The following is a 17,356-nucleotide window of genomic DNA, read 5'->3' as shown; positions in this document are numbered from 1 at the left end:
TGTATCAGTTGGTGCATTCGGTGCAGGTGTACCGCTATCGCGGGCAAGCCCGGCTCCCACAGGGTTTTGTGGTGTCTGAGTTAGCCGCGCTTGGTCAGGCCCATCTTGATTCGGCCCTCCGCCGGGGTCATGACCCGCGCGCCCAGGCGGCTGAGGATTTCACTCGCGCGCTCCACCAGTTGGCCATTAGTGGCGAGCACGCCTTTGTCCAGCCACAGGTTGTCTTCCAGGCCGACCCGCACGTTGCCGCCCAGCAGCACCGCTTGCGCCGCCATGGGCATTTGCATGCGGCCGATACCAAAACCGGCCCACACGGCGTCGGCAGGCAGGTTGTCGACCATGGCTTTCATGGTGGTGGTGTCGGCCGGTGCGCCCCATGGGATGCCCAGGCACAGCTGGAACAGCGGGTTGTCGAGCAAACCTTCCTTGATCATCTGCTTGGCAAACCACAGGTGGCCGGTGTCGAAAATTTCCAGCTCGGCCTTCACGCCCAGCTCTTGAATGCGCTTGGCGCCTGCCCGCAGCTGCGCCGGGGTAGAGACGTAAATGGTGTCGCCATCGCCGAAGTTGAGCGTGCCGCAGTCCAGGGTGCAGATCTCCGGCAGCAACTCCTCAACATGGGCCAGGCGCGTCAGCGGGCCGACCAGGTCGGTGTTGGGGCCGAACTCCAACGGGTTCTCGCCGCCGCCGATTTCCAGGTCGCCACCCATACCGGCGGTGAGGTTGACGATGATGTCGATGTCGGCCTCGCGGATGCGCTCCATCACTTCGCGATACAGCGCCACGTCGCGGCTGAACTTGCCGGTTTGCGGGTCACGCACATGGCAGTGCACCACGGTGGCGCCGGCCTTGGCGGCTTCCACTGCGGCTGCGGCGATTTGTTTGGGAGTGACCGGCACGTGCGGGCTGCGGCTGGTCGTGTCGCCAGCACCGGTGAGTGCGCAGGTGATGATGACGTCGTGGTTCATGAGGCGGTTCCTTACAGGCGGGCGTAGTGATGCCGTTCGCAGCCAACAGCGACTGCGATACGGTGATGCGAATCAGGTTATTTGCTGGTCAGTTGCAGGTTGGCCGCAGCCGGTTTGCCGTCGAAGGTGGTCACGCCTTCGAGCCAGCGCTGCTGGTCTTGCGGGTGGTCCTTGAGCCACTGCTTGGCCGACTCGAGGGCATCTTTGTGATCCAGCAACGGCTGCATCATTCGGCTCTCGTCGGCGGCGGTGAACGTCAGGTTGGTCAGCAGTTTGTGCACGTTGGGGCACTGCTCGGCGTAGGTCGGCGAAGTGACGCTCCACACCGTGGCCATGCCTTCGTTCGGGCCAAGGGCGTCGTCGCTGCCGGTGAGGTAAGTCATGGCGACGTTGACGTTCATCGGGTGCGGCGCCCAGCCGAAGAACACCACGGCCTCCTTGCGGCGCACGGCGCGGTCGACGGCGGCGAGCATCCCCGCTTCGCTGGACTCCACCAACTGGAACTTGCCGAGGCCGAACTGGTTCTTGGCGATCATCGCCTTGATCTGGGTATTGGCGCCCGAGCCTGGCTCGATGCCGTAGATCTTGCCGCCCAGTTCTTTTTCAAACTTGGCGATATCGGCGAAGGTTTTCAGGCCTTTATCCGCCAGATAAGTCGGCACCGCGAGGGTGGCGCGCGCATCTTCCAGGCTGGGTTTGTCGAGGACTTTGACTTGCTTGGCGTCCACAAACGGCGTGATGGTCTGGGTCATCAGCGGGTTCCAGTAGCCCAGGAACATATCCAGGCGCTGGTCGCGGATACCGGCGAAGATGATTTGCTGGGAAGCGCTGGTTTGTTTGGTCTTGTAGCCGAGGCCGTCGAGCAACACTTGGGTCATGGCGCTGGTGGCGATTACGTCGGTCCAGTTCACCACGCCCATGCGCACGTTCCGGCAAGACTCTGCGTCGGCCGCGAATACGCTGGTGCTTAAGATGGCGCTGGCGCTGAGTGCAAGCACGCAGCGGCTGATCAGTCGGTTCATGGTGGATCCCTCGGCAGGTCGTTATTGTGGGTGCCGGCGTCTTTGTGCGCCGTGGGATCAAGTTACGCAGCTTGAGGGGAGGCAAAGCGCACGGCGGCGACCAGCTCTTGCACTGCAGCGACCTGTGCTCTTGAATGGCCGGTTGAACTGGCGTATCACAGTGAGCACGCTGCCCGTCCTACGAGAGCGCCACCATGTCCCAGGATTTCTACTTTCTGCTGATGCCGGGTTTCTCGGCCATCGGCTTTATCTCCGCGCTGGAACCGCTGCGCGTGGCCAACCGCTTTCGCGGCGAGTTGTACCGTTGGCACGTGTTGAGTGCCGATGGCGGCGCGGTGTTGGCGAGCAATGGCATGTCGGTGAACGCCGACGCCGCATTGGAGCCGCTGAAAAAAGGCGCGACGCTGATGGTGGTCGCAGGCTTCGAACCCTTGAAGTTCACCACGCCCGCACTTGAACACTGGCTGCGCCGCCTCGACCTCGACGGCGTCACCCTCGGCGCCATCGACACCGGCGCCTGCGTGCTCGCCGAAGCAGGCTTGCTCGACGGCCACCGCTTGACCTTGCACTGGGAAGCCATCGACGCGTTCAAGGAATCTTATCCACAGCTCACCGTGACCCAGGAACTGTTCGAGATTGACCGCCGGCGCATCACCTGCGCCGGTGGCACCGCCTCCATCGACCTGATGCTCGACCTGATCGCCCAGGCCCACGGCCCGGACCTGGCCATCCAGGTGTCCGAGCAATTCGTACTCGGGCGCATCCGCCCGCGCAAGGACCACCAGCGCATGCAGATCGCCACGCGCTATGGCATCAACAACAAGAAGTTGGTGCAGGTGATCGGTGAAATGGAGCAACACACCGAGCCGCCGCTGAGCACCTTGGCGTTGGCCGATGCAATTAAAGTCACCCGGCGTCAGCTGGAACGGCTATTCCGCCTGCACCTGAACGACACGCCAAGTAACTTCTACCTCGGCCTGCGCCTGGAAAAAGCCCGGCAGTTGTTGCGCCAGAGCGACATGAGCGTGCTGGAAGTGAGCATTGCGTGCGGGTTTGAGTCGCCGTCGTACTTCACCCGCAGCTACAGGGCGCGGTTTGCCAAGTGCCCGAGAGAGGATCGGCGACGGGAGGTGGTTTGATCGGCAATTATAGTCAATTATACTCACGACTATAATTTATAGTGCTTCAAATAATTGAGTATAAAACCATGTCCAAGCACAGCGGCTTTGTGTTTCGCCGCCCGACGCTGGCTCGCAGCATTGCTGATGGCTTGGTGGGCGCCGGGATTCAGGATTTCACTTCAGGCCTGTTCCTCGCAGCCCCTCGACGCACCGGCAAAAGCACCTTTTTGCGCGAAGACTTGATCCCGGAGTGCCAGTTGCGGGGTTGGCTGACGGTGTATGTCGATCTCTGGGCTGACAAAGAAAAAGACCCCGCGGAGTTGATTGCCAGCGCGATTGCTGCGGCGCTGGTGCCCTATGAAAAGGGCATTCGCAAGCTGGCCAAGAACATTGGAATCGAGAAACTAAGCTTCCTGCGTACCTTGTCCTGGGACTTCAGCAAGCCTCAATTGCCGGTTGGCGCGACGCTGACCCAAGCCTTGGAGTTGCTCCACAGCGCAGCCGAAAAGCCCGTCGTGCTGGTGATTGATGAAGCGCAGCACGCACTGACCACCGAGCCTGGTATCAACGCGATGTTCGCGTTGAAAGCTGCCCGGGATCAGCTCAACCAGGGCCGTGACGAGGAGGGCAGTGGCTTGCGCCTGGTGTTCACCGGCTCCAATCGCGACAAGCTTGCGCATTTGGTCCTCGGTAAAAGCCAGCCATTCTTCGGCTCCAGCATTACCCCGTTCCCTTTGCTCGGCAAAGAGTTTACCCAGGCCTACACCCTGCACCTCAACGCGCATTTGGCCAAAACCAATCAGTTCAACGCGGCGGACATCGACGAAGCCTTTGAACTGGTCGGCCGGCGCCCGGAGATGCTGCGTACCATCATCGGCGAAGTGGCGCTGGAGTTGGGCGAGGCGAGCAACCTGGGCCAACTGCTGCACAGCCGCGCCGAACTGTTGCGTGCCGGCGTGTGGACCGAATTTGAAAGCGCGTGGAACAACCTCACCATTCCCCAGCGTGCTGTGTTGGAGGTGATGGTGGTGCGTTCGCAGAACAACGAGCCTTTTGCGCCGTTTACCGACAGTACACTCACGGCGGTCAGCAAGGCACTGGAGGACATGGGCAGCGACGTGGTGCCGGGCACCCAGACCATTCAGGCCTGTATCGATGCCTTGCGTGACAAAGAGCTAGTGTGGAAGTCGAGTCGCGGCGGGTATGCCCTGGAAGACAAATCCTTTGGCGATTGGCTGCTGCACAGAAGCCGTACAGCGAATTCAAAGACACCATAAATCAAATGTGGGAGCTGGCTTGCCTGCGATAGCGGTAGATCAGGCAGTACAGCGTTATCTGACAAACCGCCATCGCAGGCAAGCCAGCTCCCACAGGGATTGGTGGTGTGGCTTACTTTTTTACCAGCGCCGAACACGCCGCCTTGAAGGCCTCATGCTGATACTTGTTCAGCGAGGCCGGCAGGGCAAAATCGTGCTTTTTGTTCTGCGCATTGATGGTCTGCGGCGACAGCAATGCCACCTCAACACCGTCGAGCAACTGAAACACCCCTTCAATCTTGAACGTGGTCGGGCCACCGGCGAATTCGCCTTTCTTGCTGCGCTTCTTGATCGCGATGCGGGTGATGGCGTTTTCTTGCACAAAGGCCTTCACCTGGGCGGCGAAGGCTTTGACGTTGGCTGCCTCATCGTCGTCATCGAGGGCGATTTTCTTGATGGCCAGCGCCACGTGGGTCAGCGCCTGGTTGTCCAGGGAGGCGACGGCGATGATGGCTTCGCTGCCTTTGATTTCGATGCCGCAGATAGTCATGGATAGCCTGGTTTCAGAGAAAAAGTGACGGGATTGTCGCTTATTCCTGCCCGATCGACTCCAAAAACTCCGACCGCTCATCACTCATTCGCGCCAGGCAGTCATTCTGTTGAATCGCGTAGTCCTTGCTGCCATTCACCGCCGGGAAGGTGTCCACCGCGCAATCGGCATCGCGCAGCTTTTCCCATTTCTGCTGGGCATCCTTCAGACGAGCGGTAATGTCGGCCAGTTGCGATTTGTTGCTGCCATAGGTCGAACCCATGCGTTCCAGCAAGCCCTGGTAGTTATCCTTGAGCAATTGCTCGGCGGTGGTTTTGTTATAGGTGGCGCATTCCAGGGTTTGTTTGTCGTTTTCGATGCCATCGCAGGGCGTGCTGTCGGTGTCTTCAGCGGCGTGTACGCCGGTTGCGATGAGTGCCAAAGCCAGGAAAATCGATTTCATTGCGCCGTCTCATATCAGGTGATGAGCAAATTCTGGCTCAAGCGTGGGACAAAGAACAGCCACCTGTCAGCTATGTCATGTAGGCCTTTGTCGCTGATTGACGCTTTCGGCAATTCCCCTGTCGTTTTTGCACCCGGCTCCGTCGGCCCCTGAGCATATGCTGGCCCCAAAGCGCCGGCAGACGATTCGGCGCATGAATCGCCAATAAGGGGACGCCTGATGAGCCCAGCCGAGTTGCACGCCGACAGCATCGTTATCGACGGTCTGATTATTGCCAAGTGGAACCGCGACCTGTTCGAAGACATGCGCAAAGGTGGCCTCACCGCCGCTAATTGCACGGTGTCGGTGTGGGAAGGCTTCCAGGCCACGATCAACAACATCGTTGCCAGCCAGACCCTGATCCGTGAAAACAGCGACCTGGTGATCCCGGTGAAAACTACCGCCGACATTCGCCGTGCAAAAGAGCAGGGCAAGACCGGCATCATCTTCGGCTTCCAGAACGCCCATGCGTTTGAGGACCAACTCGGCTACGTCGAGATCTTCAAGCAGCTCGGCGTGGGTGTGGTGCAGATGTGCTACAACACCCAGAACCTGGTCGGCACCGGTTGCTACGAGCGTGACGGCGGGCTGTCGGGCTTTGGTCGTGAGATCGTCGGTGAGATGAACCGTGTCGGCATCATGTGCGACCTGTCCCACGTCGGTTCCAAAACCAGCGAAGAAGTCATCCTCGAATCGAAAAAGCCGGTGTGCTACTCCCACTGCCTGCCGTCGGGCCTTAAAGAGCACCCGCGCAACAAGTCCGATGAAGAGCTCAAGTTCATCGCCGACCATGGCGGTTTTGTCGGCGTGACCATGTTCGCGCCGTTCCTGGCCAAGGGCATCGATTCGACCATCGACGACTACGCCGAAGCCATCGAATACACCATGAACATCGTCGGTGAAGACGCCATTGGCATTGGCACCGACTTCACCCAGGGCCATGGCCAGGATTTCTTTGAAATGCTGACCCATGACAAAGGCTACGCCCGCCGTCTGACCAGCTTCGGCAAGATCATCAACCCGCTGGGCATCCGCACCGTGGGCGAGTTCCCCAACCTCACCGAGACCCTGCTCAAACGCGGCCACAGCGAGCGCGTGGTGCGCAAGATCATGGGCGAGAACTGGGTCAATGTCTTGAAAGACGTCTGGGGCGAATAAGCCACCGCATTTCTCCCCCGGCCGTTCGCATCGGGGGCACACCTAAGAATTTTCTGGAGTTAAGTTTCCATGGCCAAAATCGCCCCGCAATTGCCTATCGAAGTCGACAGCGAAACCGGTGTCTGGACCTCCGACGCCCTGCCAATGCTGTATGTGCCACGGCATTTCTTCGTCAACAACCACATGGGCATTGAAGAAGTGCTGGGCGCCGACGCCTACGCCGAAATCCTCTACAAGGCCGGCTACAAATCTGCCTGGCACTGGTGCGAAAAAGAAGCTGAATGCCACGGCCTGGAAGGCGTTGCAGTGTTCGAGCATTACATGAAGCGCCTGTCGCAACGCGGCTGGGGCCTGTTCAAGATCCAGGACATCGACCTCGACAAAGGCACCGCCAGCGTCAAGTTGGAACACTCGGCGTTTGTCTACGTGTACGGCAAGGTCGGGCGCAAAGTGGACTACATGTTCACCGGTTGGTTTGCCGGTGCCATGGACCAGATTCTGCAGGCGCGCGGCAGCAAGATTCGCACCGTAGCCGAGCAAGTTTACGGAGGCTCCGAAGAGGGCCATGACGACGGCCTGTTCACCGTCAAGCCGTTGTAAGTCGAGGAACCGTGCCATGGCTTTCGAAGCAATGTTTGCGCCGATCCAGATCGGCAAACTGACCATCCGCAACCGCGTGCTCAGTACCGCCCACGCCGAGGTGTATGCCACCGACGGCGGCATGACCACCGACCGCTATGTGAAGTACTACGAAGAGAAAGCCAAGGGCGGTATCGGCCTGGCGATCTGTGGCGGCTCCTCGGTGGTGGCCATCGACAGCCCGCAGGAATGGTGGAGTTCGGTGAACCTGTCCACCGACCGCATCATCCCGCACTTCCAGAACCTGGCCGACGCCATGCACAAGCATGGCGCCAAGATCATGATCCAGATTACCCACATGGGCCGTCGCTCGCGCTGGGACGGCTTTAACTGGCCAACCCTGATGTCGCCGTCCGGCGTGCGCGAGCCGGTGCACCGTGCTACCTGCAAGACCATCGAGCCGGAAGAAATCTGGCGCGTGATCGGCAACTACGCCAGCGCCGCCAAGCGCGCCAAGGCCGGTGGCCTGGACGGTGTGGAACTGTCCGCGGTGCACCAGCACATGATCGACCAGTTCTGGAGCCCGCGGGTCAACAAGCGTACCGACGAATGGGGCGGCACCTTCGAGGGCCGCATGAAGTTCGGCCTGGAAGTGCTCAAGGCCGTGCGCGCCGAGGTCGGTGATGACTTCTGCGTGGGCATGCGCCTGTGTGGCGACGAGTTCCACCCGGACGGCTTGTCCCACGAGGACATGAAGCAGATCGCCAAGTATTACGACGACACCGGCATGCTCGATTTTATCGGCGTGGTGGGCTCGGGTTGTGACACCCACAACACCCTGGCCAACGTGATCCCCAACATGAGCTACCCGCCGGAGCCGTTCCTGCACCTGGCGGCCGGTATCAAGGAAGTGGTCAAGGTTCCGGTGCTGCACGCGCAGAACATCAAGGACCCGAACCAGGCCACGCGCATTCTGGAAGGCGGCTATGTGGACATGGTCGGCATGACCCGTGCGCACATCGCCGACCCGCACCTGATCGCCAAGATCAAGATGGGCCAGATCGACCAGATCAAACAATGCGTCGGCGCCAACTACTGCATCGACCGCCAATACCAGGGCCTGGATGTGTTGTGCATCCAGAACGCCGCGACCTCCCGTGAATACATGGGCGTGCCGCACATCATCGAGAAATCCACCGGGGCCAAACGCAAAGTCGTGGTGGTCGGTGCCGGCCCGGCCGGCATGGAAGCGGCGCGGGTCGCGGCCGAACGTGGCCACGACGTAACCCTGTTGGAGAAGAAAGAGTTTATCGGCGGGCAAATCACCACCGCCTCCAAAGCCCCGCAGCGTGACCAGATTGCCGGTATCACCCGCTGGTTCCAGCTGGAGTTGGCCCGCTTGAAAGTCGACCTGCGCCTGGGCGTGGCGGCGGATGCCGAGACCATCCTGGACCTGCGGCCTGACATCGTGGTGCTGGCCGTCGGCGGGCATCCGTTTATCGAGCAGAACGAACATTGGGGCGCCGCTGAAGGCCTGGTAGTCAGCAGTTGGGACGTGCTCGACGGCAAAGTCGCGCCGGGCAAGAACGTGCTGGTGTACGACACCATCTGCGAGTTCACCGGCATGTCGGTGGCGGACTTCCTGGCCGACAAAGGCAGCCAGGTGGAAATCGTCACCGACGACATCAAGCCTGGCGTGGCGATTGGCGGTACGTCGTTCCCGACTTACTACCGCAGCATGTACCCCAAAGAAGTGATCATGACCGGCGACATGATGCTGGAAAAGGTTTACCGCGAGGGCGACAAGCTGGTGGCGGTGCTGGAGAACGAATACACCGGCGCCAAGGAAGAACGCGTGGTTGACCAGGTGGTGGTCGAGAACGGCGTGCGCCCGGACGAAGCTATCTACTACGGGCTCAAGGAAGGTTCGCGCAACAAGGGCCAGATTGACGTCGAAGCCTTGTTCGCGATCAAGCCGCAGCCGTGCTTGAGCGAAGCGGGTGACGGCTACTTGCTGTTCCGCATTGGTGACTGTGTGGCGCAGCGTAATACCCACGCCGCTATCTATGACGCCCTGCGCTTGTGCAAGGATTTCTAGGCAACCACCGAACCACTGTGGGAACCGGTCAATGTGGGAGCCGGGCTTGCCCGCGATGCAGGCGACTCGGTCTTGAGTGACACCGAGGCGATGCCATCGCAGGCAAGCCAGCTCCCACCTTTATCCGGTTCCCATGCAAGACCTGTGTGGTCTTTGGGAGCTTCACCATGTTGAACACCTTGCTTCCTATTCTCTTGTTTGCAGCCATCGGCCTCGCCGCCCTAGGCGCCCTGCGCCGGGTGAACATGTGGCGCCGTGGGCGTGCTTCCAAGGTTGACTTGCTGGGCGGCCTGCTGGCCATGCCCAAGCGCTACATGGTCGACCTGCACCACGTGGTCGCCCGCGACAAATACATCGCCAACACCCACGTCGCCACAGCCCTGGGCTTTGTGCTGTCGGCGTTGCTGGCCATTTTGGTGCACGGTTTTGGCCTGCATAACCGTATCCTCGGCTATGCCTTGCTGCTGGCCTCGGTGCTGATGTTTGTCGGCGCCACCTTCGTCTATTTACGTCGGCGCAACCCGCCATCACGCCTGTCGAAAGGCCCGTGGATGCGCCTGCCGAAAAGCCTGATGGCGTTCTCGGTCAGCTTCTTCCTGGTGACCTTGCCGGTGGCCGGGATTCTGCCCGCCGACTTCGGCGGCTGGCTGCTCGCCGCGCTCTTGAGCCTGGGCGTGCTGTGGGGCGTAAGCGAAATGTTCTTCGGCATGACCTGGGGCGGGCCGATGAAGCACGCCTTCGCCGGTGCCCTGCACTTGGCCTGGCACCGCCGCGCCGAGCGTTTTGGTGGCGGCCGCTCTACAGGTTTGAAGCCGCTCGACCTTAGCGATAAAACCGCGCCATTGGGCGTGGAAAAACCCAAGGATTTCATCTGGAACCAACTGCTCGGCTTCGACGCCTGCGTGCAGTGCGGCAAGTGCGAAGCGGCGTGCCCGGCGTTCGCCGCCGGCCAGCCGCTGAACCCGAAAAAACTTATTCAGGACATGGTGGTCGGCCTGGCCGGTGGCACCGATGCCAAGTTCGCCGGCAGCCCTTATCCAGGTAAACCGATTGGCGAGCACGGCGGCAACCCGCACCAGCCGATCGTCAACGGCCTGGTTGATGCCGAAACCCTGTGGTCGTGCACCACCTGCCGCGCCTGCGTGGAAGAGTGCCCGATGATGATCGAGCACGTCGACGCCATCGTCGACATGCGCCGCCACCTCACCCTGGAAAAAGGCGCCACGCCGAACAAGGGCGCCGAAGTCCTGGAAAACCTGATCGCCACCGACAACCCCGGCGGCTTCGCACCGGGCGGTCGCCTCAATTGGGCAGCGGACCTGAACTTGCCGTTGCTCAGCGAAAAAGGCAGCAGCGACGTGCTGTTCTGGGTCGGCGACGGCGCTTTCGACATGCGCAACCAACGCACCTTGCGCGCCTTCGTCAAAGTGCTGAAAGCGGCCAAGGTCGATTTTGCAGTACTGGGCCTGGAGGAGCGCGACAGCGGTGACGTCGCTCGCCGCCTGGGTGATGAGGCCACGTTCCAATTGCTCGCCACACGCAACATCCAGACCCTGGCCAAGTACAGCTTCAAGCGTATCGTCACCTGCGACCCGCACAGCTTTCACGTGCTGAAAAACGAATACGGCGCCTTCAACGGTAATTATGTCGTGCAGCACCACAGCACCTTCATGGCCGAGCTGATCGGTGAAGGCGCGCTGAACCTGGGCCAGCACAAGGGCAACAGCGTGACCTACCACGACCCTTGTTACCTGGGCCGTTACAACGGCGAATACGAGGCGCCGCGCCAAGTCCTGCGGGCGTTGGGCATTGAGGTCAAGGAGATGCAACGCTCGGGCTTCCGTTCGCGCTGCTGCGGCGGCGGTGGCGGCGCGCCGATCACCGATATTCCCGGCAAGCAGCGGATCCCGGATATGCGCATGGAAGACATCCGTGAAACCGGCGCCGAGCTGGTGGCCGTGGGTTGTCCACAATGCACGGCGATGCTTGAGGGCGTGGTCGAGCCACGACCCCTGATCAAGGACATCGCTGAACTGGTCGCCGACGCGTTGCTTGAAGACGCCGCACCTGGCAAGGCACCTATCAAGCGTCAACCTGCGGAGGTGCACTGATGAGCGACATTATCCGCCGCGACCCACGGGCCGAATGGATCGCCCGCAACCGCCTGCACCCGTTGCACGCCGCCATGCAGCCGCTGCAACACAGTTGGATGGGGCCGAACGGCGTCATCCGCAAAAATGTACATGGCGTGGGTTTTATCGGCCCCAACGGCATCAAGCGTATCGACCGCAGCGGCGCCCAGCAGGGCGGCGCGGCCAAGCGCACGGCGGCGGTGCAAGTGCAGTTGCCGTTGCACCAGGTGCCAGCGCCGGCGTTCTACATCAACGTGGTGCCGGACATGGTTGGTGGTCGCCTGAGCAGCCACGACCGCGACGTGCTCGGCCTTGCCCGGCAACTGGCCGGCAGTGACGGTGCAGTGCTGGCGGTGGTGTTTGGCGAGCACAAAGAAAGTGCTTTTGCCACGGCGGGCGTCGATCGCCTGCTGGTGCTGGAAGGCCACGAATTCGAGGGTTATTCACCGGAGCAACGCGTCCAGGGCCTGCGGGCTGTGGATAACCAGTTCAACCCGCGCCATTGGTTGCTGCCCGACAGCCGCAGTGGCGGCGGTGAATTGGGCCGGCGTTTTGCCGCGAGCCTCAAGGAGCGCCCGGCCACACGCGTCTGGCAGATCAAGGGCGAGGAGTGCATCGGTCGCGCCGGTGCGGGCCAGGAGGATTTGGCCCGGCCACTGCCGCGCCTGATTCTGGCAGCGGTGGAATGCGCCGAGCCGGTCAGCGAAACCCGTCACGAAGTCTTGCCCGTGGAGTTATCCACAGCCTTGGCGCGCAGCCTGCCGCGCATCGAGGATCTCGGCGCAGTGGCGGTGGACCCAGGGGCGATTCCGATGGCCGAGGCGGAGTTTATTTTCTCTGGCGGCAATGGCGTAAAAGATTGGGCACTGTTCCACCAGACCGCCGCCGCCTTGGGCGCCACCGAAGGTGCGTCACGGGTGGCAGTGGATGATGGCTTTATGGCGCGTGATCGTCAGGTCGGTGCCAGCGGTACTTGGGTGACGGCACGGGTGTATGTGGCTGTGGGTATTTCCGGGGCGATCCAGCACCTGCAAGGCATCGGTGCCTGCGACAAGGTGGTGGCGATCAACCTCGACCCTGGCTGCGACATGATCAAGCGTGCCGACTTGTCGGTGATCGGCGAAAGCGCCGCGATTCTGCAAGCCTTGATCGAGGCGGTGCAGGTGTACCGCAACGGCGCCAAGCGCGACGCAGCCTAGGGACATGACCATGACCACGAATGTAATCAGCCTGGTGTCAATCGGCGCCCACCCGACCTCCGGCCGCCCACGCCGTGCGGAGCAGGATGCGCGCGCCGTCGAGCTGGGCCTGCAGCTGGCTGGGGATAAGTTGCAAGTGTTGCATGCCGGTGACGTTAACGAGCCGACGTTGCGCAGCTACCTGGGCATGGGCCTGCCGCAATTGCATGTGCTGGAACAACCGGCGGGCAGCGACGCCTTGCCGGTGCTCAGTGATTATCTGCGCGAGACTGGCGCCCACGTAGTGCTCACCGGCAGCCAGGCGGAAACCGGCGAAGGCTCAGGCATGTTGCCGTTTCTTTTGGCCGAGCAATTGGGTTGGCCGTTGATAGTCGGGCTGGCGCAAGTGGAATCTATCGATGGCGGCATTGCCCATGTGCTGCAAGCCTTGCCGCGCGGGCAGCGGCGGCGCCTGAAGGTGCGCCTGCCGTTTCTGGCGACTGTGGATAACGCCGCGCCCAAACCACGGCAAAGCGCCTATGGCCCGGCGCAACGCGGTGAACTGGCGGCCCATGAGGTCGAAATCGAGACGGACGAGTTACTCGCAGACGCAGTGTTGCAACCGGCCAAGCCCCGGCCCAAGCGCCTCAAGGTGATTAAGGCCAAGAGCGGCGCGGACCGGATGAAGGCGGCGACCGCCAAGGCCAGCGGCGGCGGTGGGCAAGTGCTCAAAGGTCTTAGCCCCGAGGCGGGCGCGGAAGCGATTCTGAAGCTACTCATTGAAGAAGGCGTGGTGCGCTGATTACCTGTGGGAGCTGGCTTGTGTGGGAGCTGGCTTGCCTGCGATAGCATCACCTCGGTCTGACTGATGGACCGAGGTGCCTGTATCGCAGGCAAGCCAGCTCCCACAGAAAAACTCGCCCTCACACTGTTTTTGCAGTGCATCGTCCGGATTACCCACAATCCCTGTTGATCCGCCTGTGGATAACCTGTTCGCGGTTGTCCACACCCCCGGCTAATCAAGCCCTGCAGCCCTCTGTACGAAAAACAACCAGGCTAACTGACGGTTTTGCTTGGGTTTTTTCCTGGATAAGTTTGAAACCCTGCACAAACTTGCCCCCAAAGTCTGTTGGCGCTTCTGTGGATAAGATGTTCGCCACTGGCTGTAAGCCTTATAAATAAAGGCTTTCAGTGGTGTGGTCAAAATATGATCAATTTGGCTTATTGGCTCGCTGAAACCCCTGGATGCCCCGATTTGTGAAGGTTTGACGCGGTTTTCCACAACGCCGGCGAAGTTGCCCCCAAAGTCTGTTGGTGCTTCTGTGGATAAGGTGTTCGCGTACTGCTGCAGGCCACGTATTAAGAGGCTTTCAAGGGGTTGATCAATAAGTGATCAGGTGTGGCTAAAACCGCACGACTTGAATAAGTCACGGATTTTCTTCAGTTAATTTAGAGGGCCGGGCACACTTGCCCACAATTGCTGTGGGTGGCTTTGTGGATAAGTTGTTGGGCGAAGGCTGGAGGGTAGATCGGCAAAGGGCTGTAAGGGGGGTGATCATTATTTGAACAGTGACCAATATACATGTGGGAGCAGGCAAGCCAGCTCCCACAGTTTGATCTTTGGTGTGTCAGCTATTCGTGCGCCGCTACACCCTTAAGGTAAGGCGCTGGCGCCGCGCCCAGGTTGTTCAACAAACGCTCGCTGTACCAATCGACAAAGTTCACCACACCAAACTCATAGGTCTTGGAGTACGGCCCTGGCTGGTACGCGGTGGAATTGATCCCGCGCTGGTTTTCTTCGGCGAGGCGGCGGTCCTGGTCATTGGTGGCGTCCCAGACCTGGCGCATACGCTCCACGTCGTAGTCCACACCTTCGACGGCGTCCTTGTGCACGATCCACTTGGTGGTGACCATGGTTTCCTGGGCGCTGATCGGCCACACGGTGAACACAATGATGTGGTCGCCCATGCAGTGGTTCCACGAATGCGGCAGGTGCAGGATGCGCATCGAGCCCAGGTCCGGGTTCTTGATGCGGCCCATGAGCTTGGCGCAGCCTTGCTTGCCGTCCAGGGTCATCGACACGGTGCCTTTGAGCAACGGCATGCGTACGATGCGGTTGCGCAGGCCGAAGCTGGCGTGGGCGTAAGGGATCTTTTCGGCGTCCCACGCAGCGGCGGAGGCGGCAACGTGGTCCTTGAAGGCCTGGTCGGCACGCGGGTCGGTGACGTCGTCCCATTCCAGCAGGGTTTTCAGCAGTTCCGGGTGCGACGCGTTGCAGTGGTAGCACTCGCGGTTGTTTTCCAGCACCAGCTTCCAGTTGGCCTTTTCGAACAAGGTGGTTTGAATCGCCACCTTGGTGTTCTCCATGTCGTAGGGTTCCATGTAGTGGTTCAGCGTCGACAGGAAGTCATCGATGGCCGGCGGGTTTTCGGCCAGGCTGATGAAGATGTAGCCGCCAGCCGTTTTCACGTTCACAGGCTTCAGGCCGTACTGCTTCATGTCGAAGTCGGCGCCCATCTCGGTGCCGGCGAACAACAGGCGGCCGTCCAGTTCGTAGGTCCACTGGTGGTAGTGGCAAACGAGCTTGGCGACCTTGCCCTTGTCGCTGGTGCACAGGCGCGAGCCCCGGTGGCGGCACACGTTATGGAAGGCATGCACCACGCCGTCGGCACCACGGATCACTATGATCGGGTTCTTGCCGATTTGCAGGGTGATGTAGTTGCCCTTGGTGGGGATCTCGCAGGTCATGCCGGCGATCAACCACTCTTTCTGGAAGATCTCCTGCATGTCGATATCAAACAACCGCTCATCAGAGTAGAACGGCTGCGGCAGCGAAAAAGTGCGCTCGCGCTCTTGCAGCATTTGCGCGGTGGCCTTGCGTGCGGGTTCCAGCGGATCGCCCAAGCTTAAGGTTGCGGTGACGTCCATCGTGTGTGTCCTCATGGCCATTCTGTGTGGCCGGCGAAAGTGGCTGATCAGGTTTTGCAGCAAGGCGTAAAGAAAGCGTAGTTGTTGGCAGCGAGTGTGGGGCCGCCGATGCGCCGAACCTTGTCCATTAACGACATGGCCCACTCTGATCCCGACGCGCAAGCCCCGTGGTATGGGGGCTGGTCGCGATAAGTATGTGAATGTCGCAGATAGGTAAATGGGCGGTTCCGGCGTTACGCAGAATCGCCACCATAAAGCCGAGCATCGGCAGTGGAGAGCAAGCATGTCCAACAATTTCCTGAACCCGGTAACCACCCAGACCTGGGCCAATGGTCGGCACATCGTCCGTTGCGTCAAAGTCATCCAGGAAACCTGGGACGTGCGCACCTTTTGCTTCATGGCCGACCAGCCGATCCTGTTCTTTTTCAAGCCGGGGCAGTTTGTGACCCTGGAGCTTGAGATCGAAGGCCAGCCGATCATGCGCTCGTACACCATTTCCAGTTCGCCGTCGGTGCCGTACAGCTTCTCGGTGACCATCAAGCGCGTGCCGGGTGGGCGGGTTTCCAACTGGCTGCACGACACCCTGCATGAAGGGCAAGAGCTGGCGGTGCACGGGCCGGTCGGGCTGTTTAATGCCATCGACTTCCCAAGCCCCAAAGTGCTGTACCTCAGTGGCGGCGTCGGCATCACGCCGGTGATGTCCATGGCGCGCTGGTTCTACGACACCAACGCGAATGTCGACATGACATTTATCCACAGCGCCCGCTCGCCCAAAGACATCATTTACCACCGCGAGCTGGAGCACATGGCGTCGCGGATCGACAACTTCAGCCTGCACCTGATCTGCGAAAAACACGGATTGGGCGAGCCTTGGGCGGGTTATCGCGGTTACTTGAACCACAAGATGCTGGAATTGATGGTGCCGGACTTCCTTGAGCGCGAAGTGTTCTGCTGCGGCCCTACGCCGTACATGAGCGCAGTTAAACGCCTGCTGGAGGCCGCCAGCTTCGACATGACGCGCTATCACGAGGAGTCCTTCGGCGCCACGCCGCCGGAAGCCCGCGCCGATGCGGTGGAGCAAGCCGAGCAAGCAGCGGACGCGCCAGAGATCGACCTGGCAGACCTGCATCAAGTGGAATTCATCGCCTCCGGCAAAAGCATCCGCGTGGCACCGGGCGAAACCGTGCACGCAGCCGCGGCCAAGCTTGGCCTGCTGATCCCTAAAGCGTGCGGCATGGGCATTTGTGGAACATGCAAGGTGATGAAACTGGGCGGGGAGGTCGAGATGGACCACAACGGCGGGATCACCGAGGAAGACGAAGCCGAAGGCTACATCCTGTCGTGCTGCAGCGTGCCGAAGGGCGACGTGCGCATCGAGTTCTAATAGGGCGGGACGCGGAGCGTCCCTGGAGGCATTCCCACGCAGAACGTGGGAACGAGCTGGTTGAGTGTCCCCGATCATTCCCACGCTCCGCGTGGGAATGCAGCCCGTGACGCTCCGCGTCACAAAGTGCCCAGTATTCAAGCCATGCACATAGGGCGGGACGCGGAGCGCCCCAGGAGGCATTCCCACGCAGAGCGTGGGAACGAGCTGTTTGAGTGTCCCGGATCGTTCCCACGCTCCGCGTGGGAATGCAGCCCGTGAAGCTCCGCGTCACAAAGTGCCCAGTATTCAAGCCATGCGCATAGAGCGGGACGCGGAGCGCCCCAGGAGGCATTCCCACGCAGAGCGTGGGAACGAGCTGTTTGAGTGTCCCCGATCGTTCCCACGCTCCGCGTGGGAATGCAGCCCGTGAAGCTCCGCGTCACAAAGTGCCCAGTATTCAAGCCATGCGCATAGAGCGGGACGCGGAGCGCCCCAGGAGGCATTCCCACGCAGAGCGTG

At 60.9% G+C, this 17,356-nt stretch carries 14 protein-coding genes; 9 read left to right on the top strand and 5 right to left on the bottom strand.

What is annotated here, in order from left to right; translation table 11 throughout:
* Window positions 1–80: 80 nt before the first annotated feature.
* Window positions 81–968, bottom strand: a complete 888-nt coding sequence (locus tag GIW48_RS11120; protein WP_236447459.1) for a 3-keto-5-aminohexanoate cleavage protein — start codon at window positions 966–968, stop codon at window positions 81–83.
* Window positions 969–1,045: 77 nt separating this feature from the next.
* Entirely contained in the window at window positions 1,046–1,990 is a 945-nt protein-coding gene (locus tag GIW48_RS11115) for a choline ABC transporter substrate-binding protein (RefSeq protein ID WP_017139367.1), read from the bottom strand.
* Window positions 1,991–2,184: 194 nt separating this feature from the next.
* Between GIW48_RS11115 and GIW48_RS11110 the strand changes: the two genes are divergently transcribed.
* Together GIW48_RS11110 and GIW48_RS11105 are read left to right on the top strand one after the other, a co-directional pair.
* Entirely contained in the window at window positions 2,185–3,129 is a 945-nt protein-coding gene (locus tag GIW48_RS11110) for a GlxA family transcriptional regulator (protein WP_099550379.1), read from the top strand.
* A gap of 68 nt (window positions 3,130–3,197) precedes the next feature.
* Complete coding sequence (locus GIW48_RS11105) at window positions 3,198–4,388, top strand: AAA family ATPase (protein WP_017139365.1); 1,191 nt, start codon at window positions 3,198–3,200, stop codon at window positions 4,386–4,388.
* Between the two features lie 112 nt (window positions 4,389–4,500).
* On the opposite strand, the gene GIW48_RS11100 is transcribed toward GIW48_RS11105, so the two are convergent.
* Together GIW48_RS11100 and GIW48_RS11095 are read right to left on the bottom strand one after the other, a co-directional pair.
* A complete protein-coding gene (locus GIW48_RS11100) occupies window positions 4,501–4,917 on the bottom strand; it encodes a DUF3010 family protein (protein ID WP_017139364.1) in 417 nt (138 codons plus the stop codon).
* Window positions 4,918–4,957: 40 nt separating this feature from the next.
* Window positions 4,958–5,359: a lysozyme inhibitor LprI family protein gene (locus tag GIW48_RS11095; RefSeq protein WP_017139363.1), complete on the bottom strand. Its 402-nt coding sequence runs from the start codon at window positions 5,357–5,359 to the stop codon at window positions 4,958–4,960.
* A 219-nt stretch (window positions 5,360–5,578) separates the two neighbouring features.
* Between GIW48_RS11095 and GIW48_RS11090 the strand changes: the two genes are divergently transcribed.
* The 6 genes from GIW48_RS11090 to etfB all read left to right on the top strand — a co-directional run bounded on the left by GIW48_RS11090 (window position 5,579) and on the right by etfB (window position 13,345).
* Window positions 5,579–6,556: a dipeptidase gene (locus GIW48_RS11090; protein WP_014720245.1), complete on the top strand. Its 978-nt coding sequence runs from the start codon at window positions 5,579–5,581 to the stop codon at window positions 6,554–6,556.
* A gap of 69 nt (window positions 6,557–6,625) precedes the next feature.
* Complete coding sequence (locus GIW48_RS11085; RefSeq protein WP_008033249.1) at window positions 6,626–7,156, top strand: DUF5943 domain-containing protein; 531 nt, start codon at window positions 6,626–6,628, stop codon at window positions 7,154–7,156.
* 16 nt (window positions 7,157–7,172) lie between these two features.
* Window positions 7,173–9,233, top strand: coding sequence for a dimethylglycine demethylation protein DgcA (gene dgcA, locus GIW48_RS11080; RefSeq protein WP_099550382.1), 2,061 nt, complete (start codon window positions 7,173–7,175; stop codon window positions 9,231–9,233).
* A gap of 167 nt (window positions 9,234–9,400) precedes the next feature.
* Entirely contained in the window at window positions 9,401–11,344 is a 1,944-nt protein-coding gene (dgcB, locus tag GIW48_RS11075; RefSeq protein WP_236460536.1) for a dimethylglycine demethylation protein DgcB, read from the top strand.
* Entirely contained in the window at window positions 11,344–12,564 is a 1,221-nt protein-coding gene (etfA, locus tag GIW48_RS11070) for an electron transfer flavoprotein subunit alpha (RefSeq protein WP_236460537.1), read from the top strand. Before dgcB ends, etfA begins: the two co-directional genes overlap by 1 nt.
* Window positions 12,565–12,574: 10 nt before the next feature.
* Window positions 12,575–13,345 carry an electron transfer flavoprotein subunit beta gene (etfB, locus tag GIW48_RS11065; protein ID WP_017139361.1) on the top strand — a complete coding sequence of 257 codons (771 nt, stop codon included), beginning with the start codon at window positions 12,575–12,577 and terminating at the stop codon, window positions 13,343–13,345.
* Between the two features lie 830 nt (window positions 13,346–14,175).
* Here etfB and gbcA read toward each other — a convergent pair.
* Window positions 14,176–15,471, bottom strand: a complete 1,296-nt coding sequence (gene gbcA / locus GIW48_RS11060) for a glycine-betaine demethylase subunit GbcA (RefSeq protein ID WP_017139360.1) — start codon at window positions 15,469–15,471, stop codon at window positions 14,176–14,178.
* Between the two features lie 283 nt (window positions 15,472–15,754).
* Between gbcA and gbcB the strand changes: the two genes are divergently transcribed.
* Complete coding sequence (gene gbcB / locus GIW48_RS11055) at window positions 15,755–16,855, top strand: glycine-betaine demethylase subunit GbcB (protein ID WP_236460538.1); 1,101 nt, start codon at window positions 15,755–15,757, stop codon at window positions 16,853–16,855.
* Window positions 16,856–17,356 lie beyond the last annotated feature (501 nt).

It is taken from the genome of Pseudomonas sp. PA-6-3C (assembly GCF_021605825.1).
GTDB lineage: Bacteria > Pseudomonadota > Gammaproteobacteria > Pseudomonadales > Pseudomonadaceae > Aquipseudomonas > Aquipseudomonas edaphica.
Note: the sequence above shows the minus strand (reverse complement) of the source record. Positions and strands in the feature narration are given on the sequence as shown.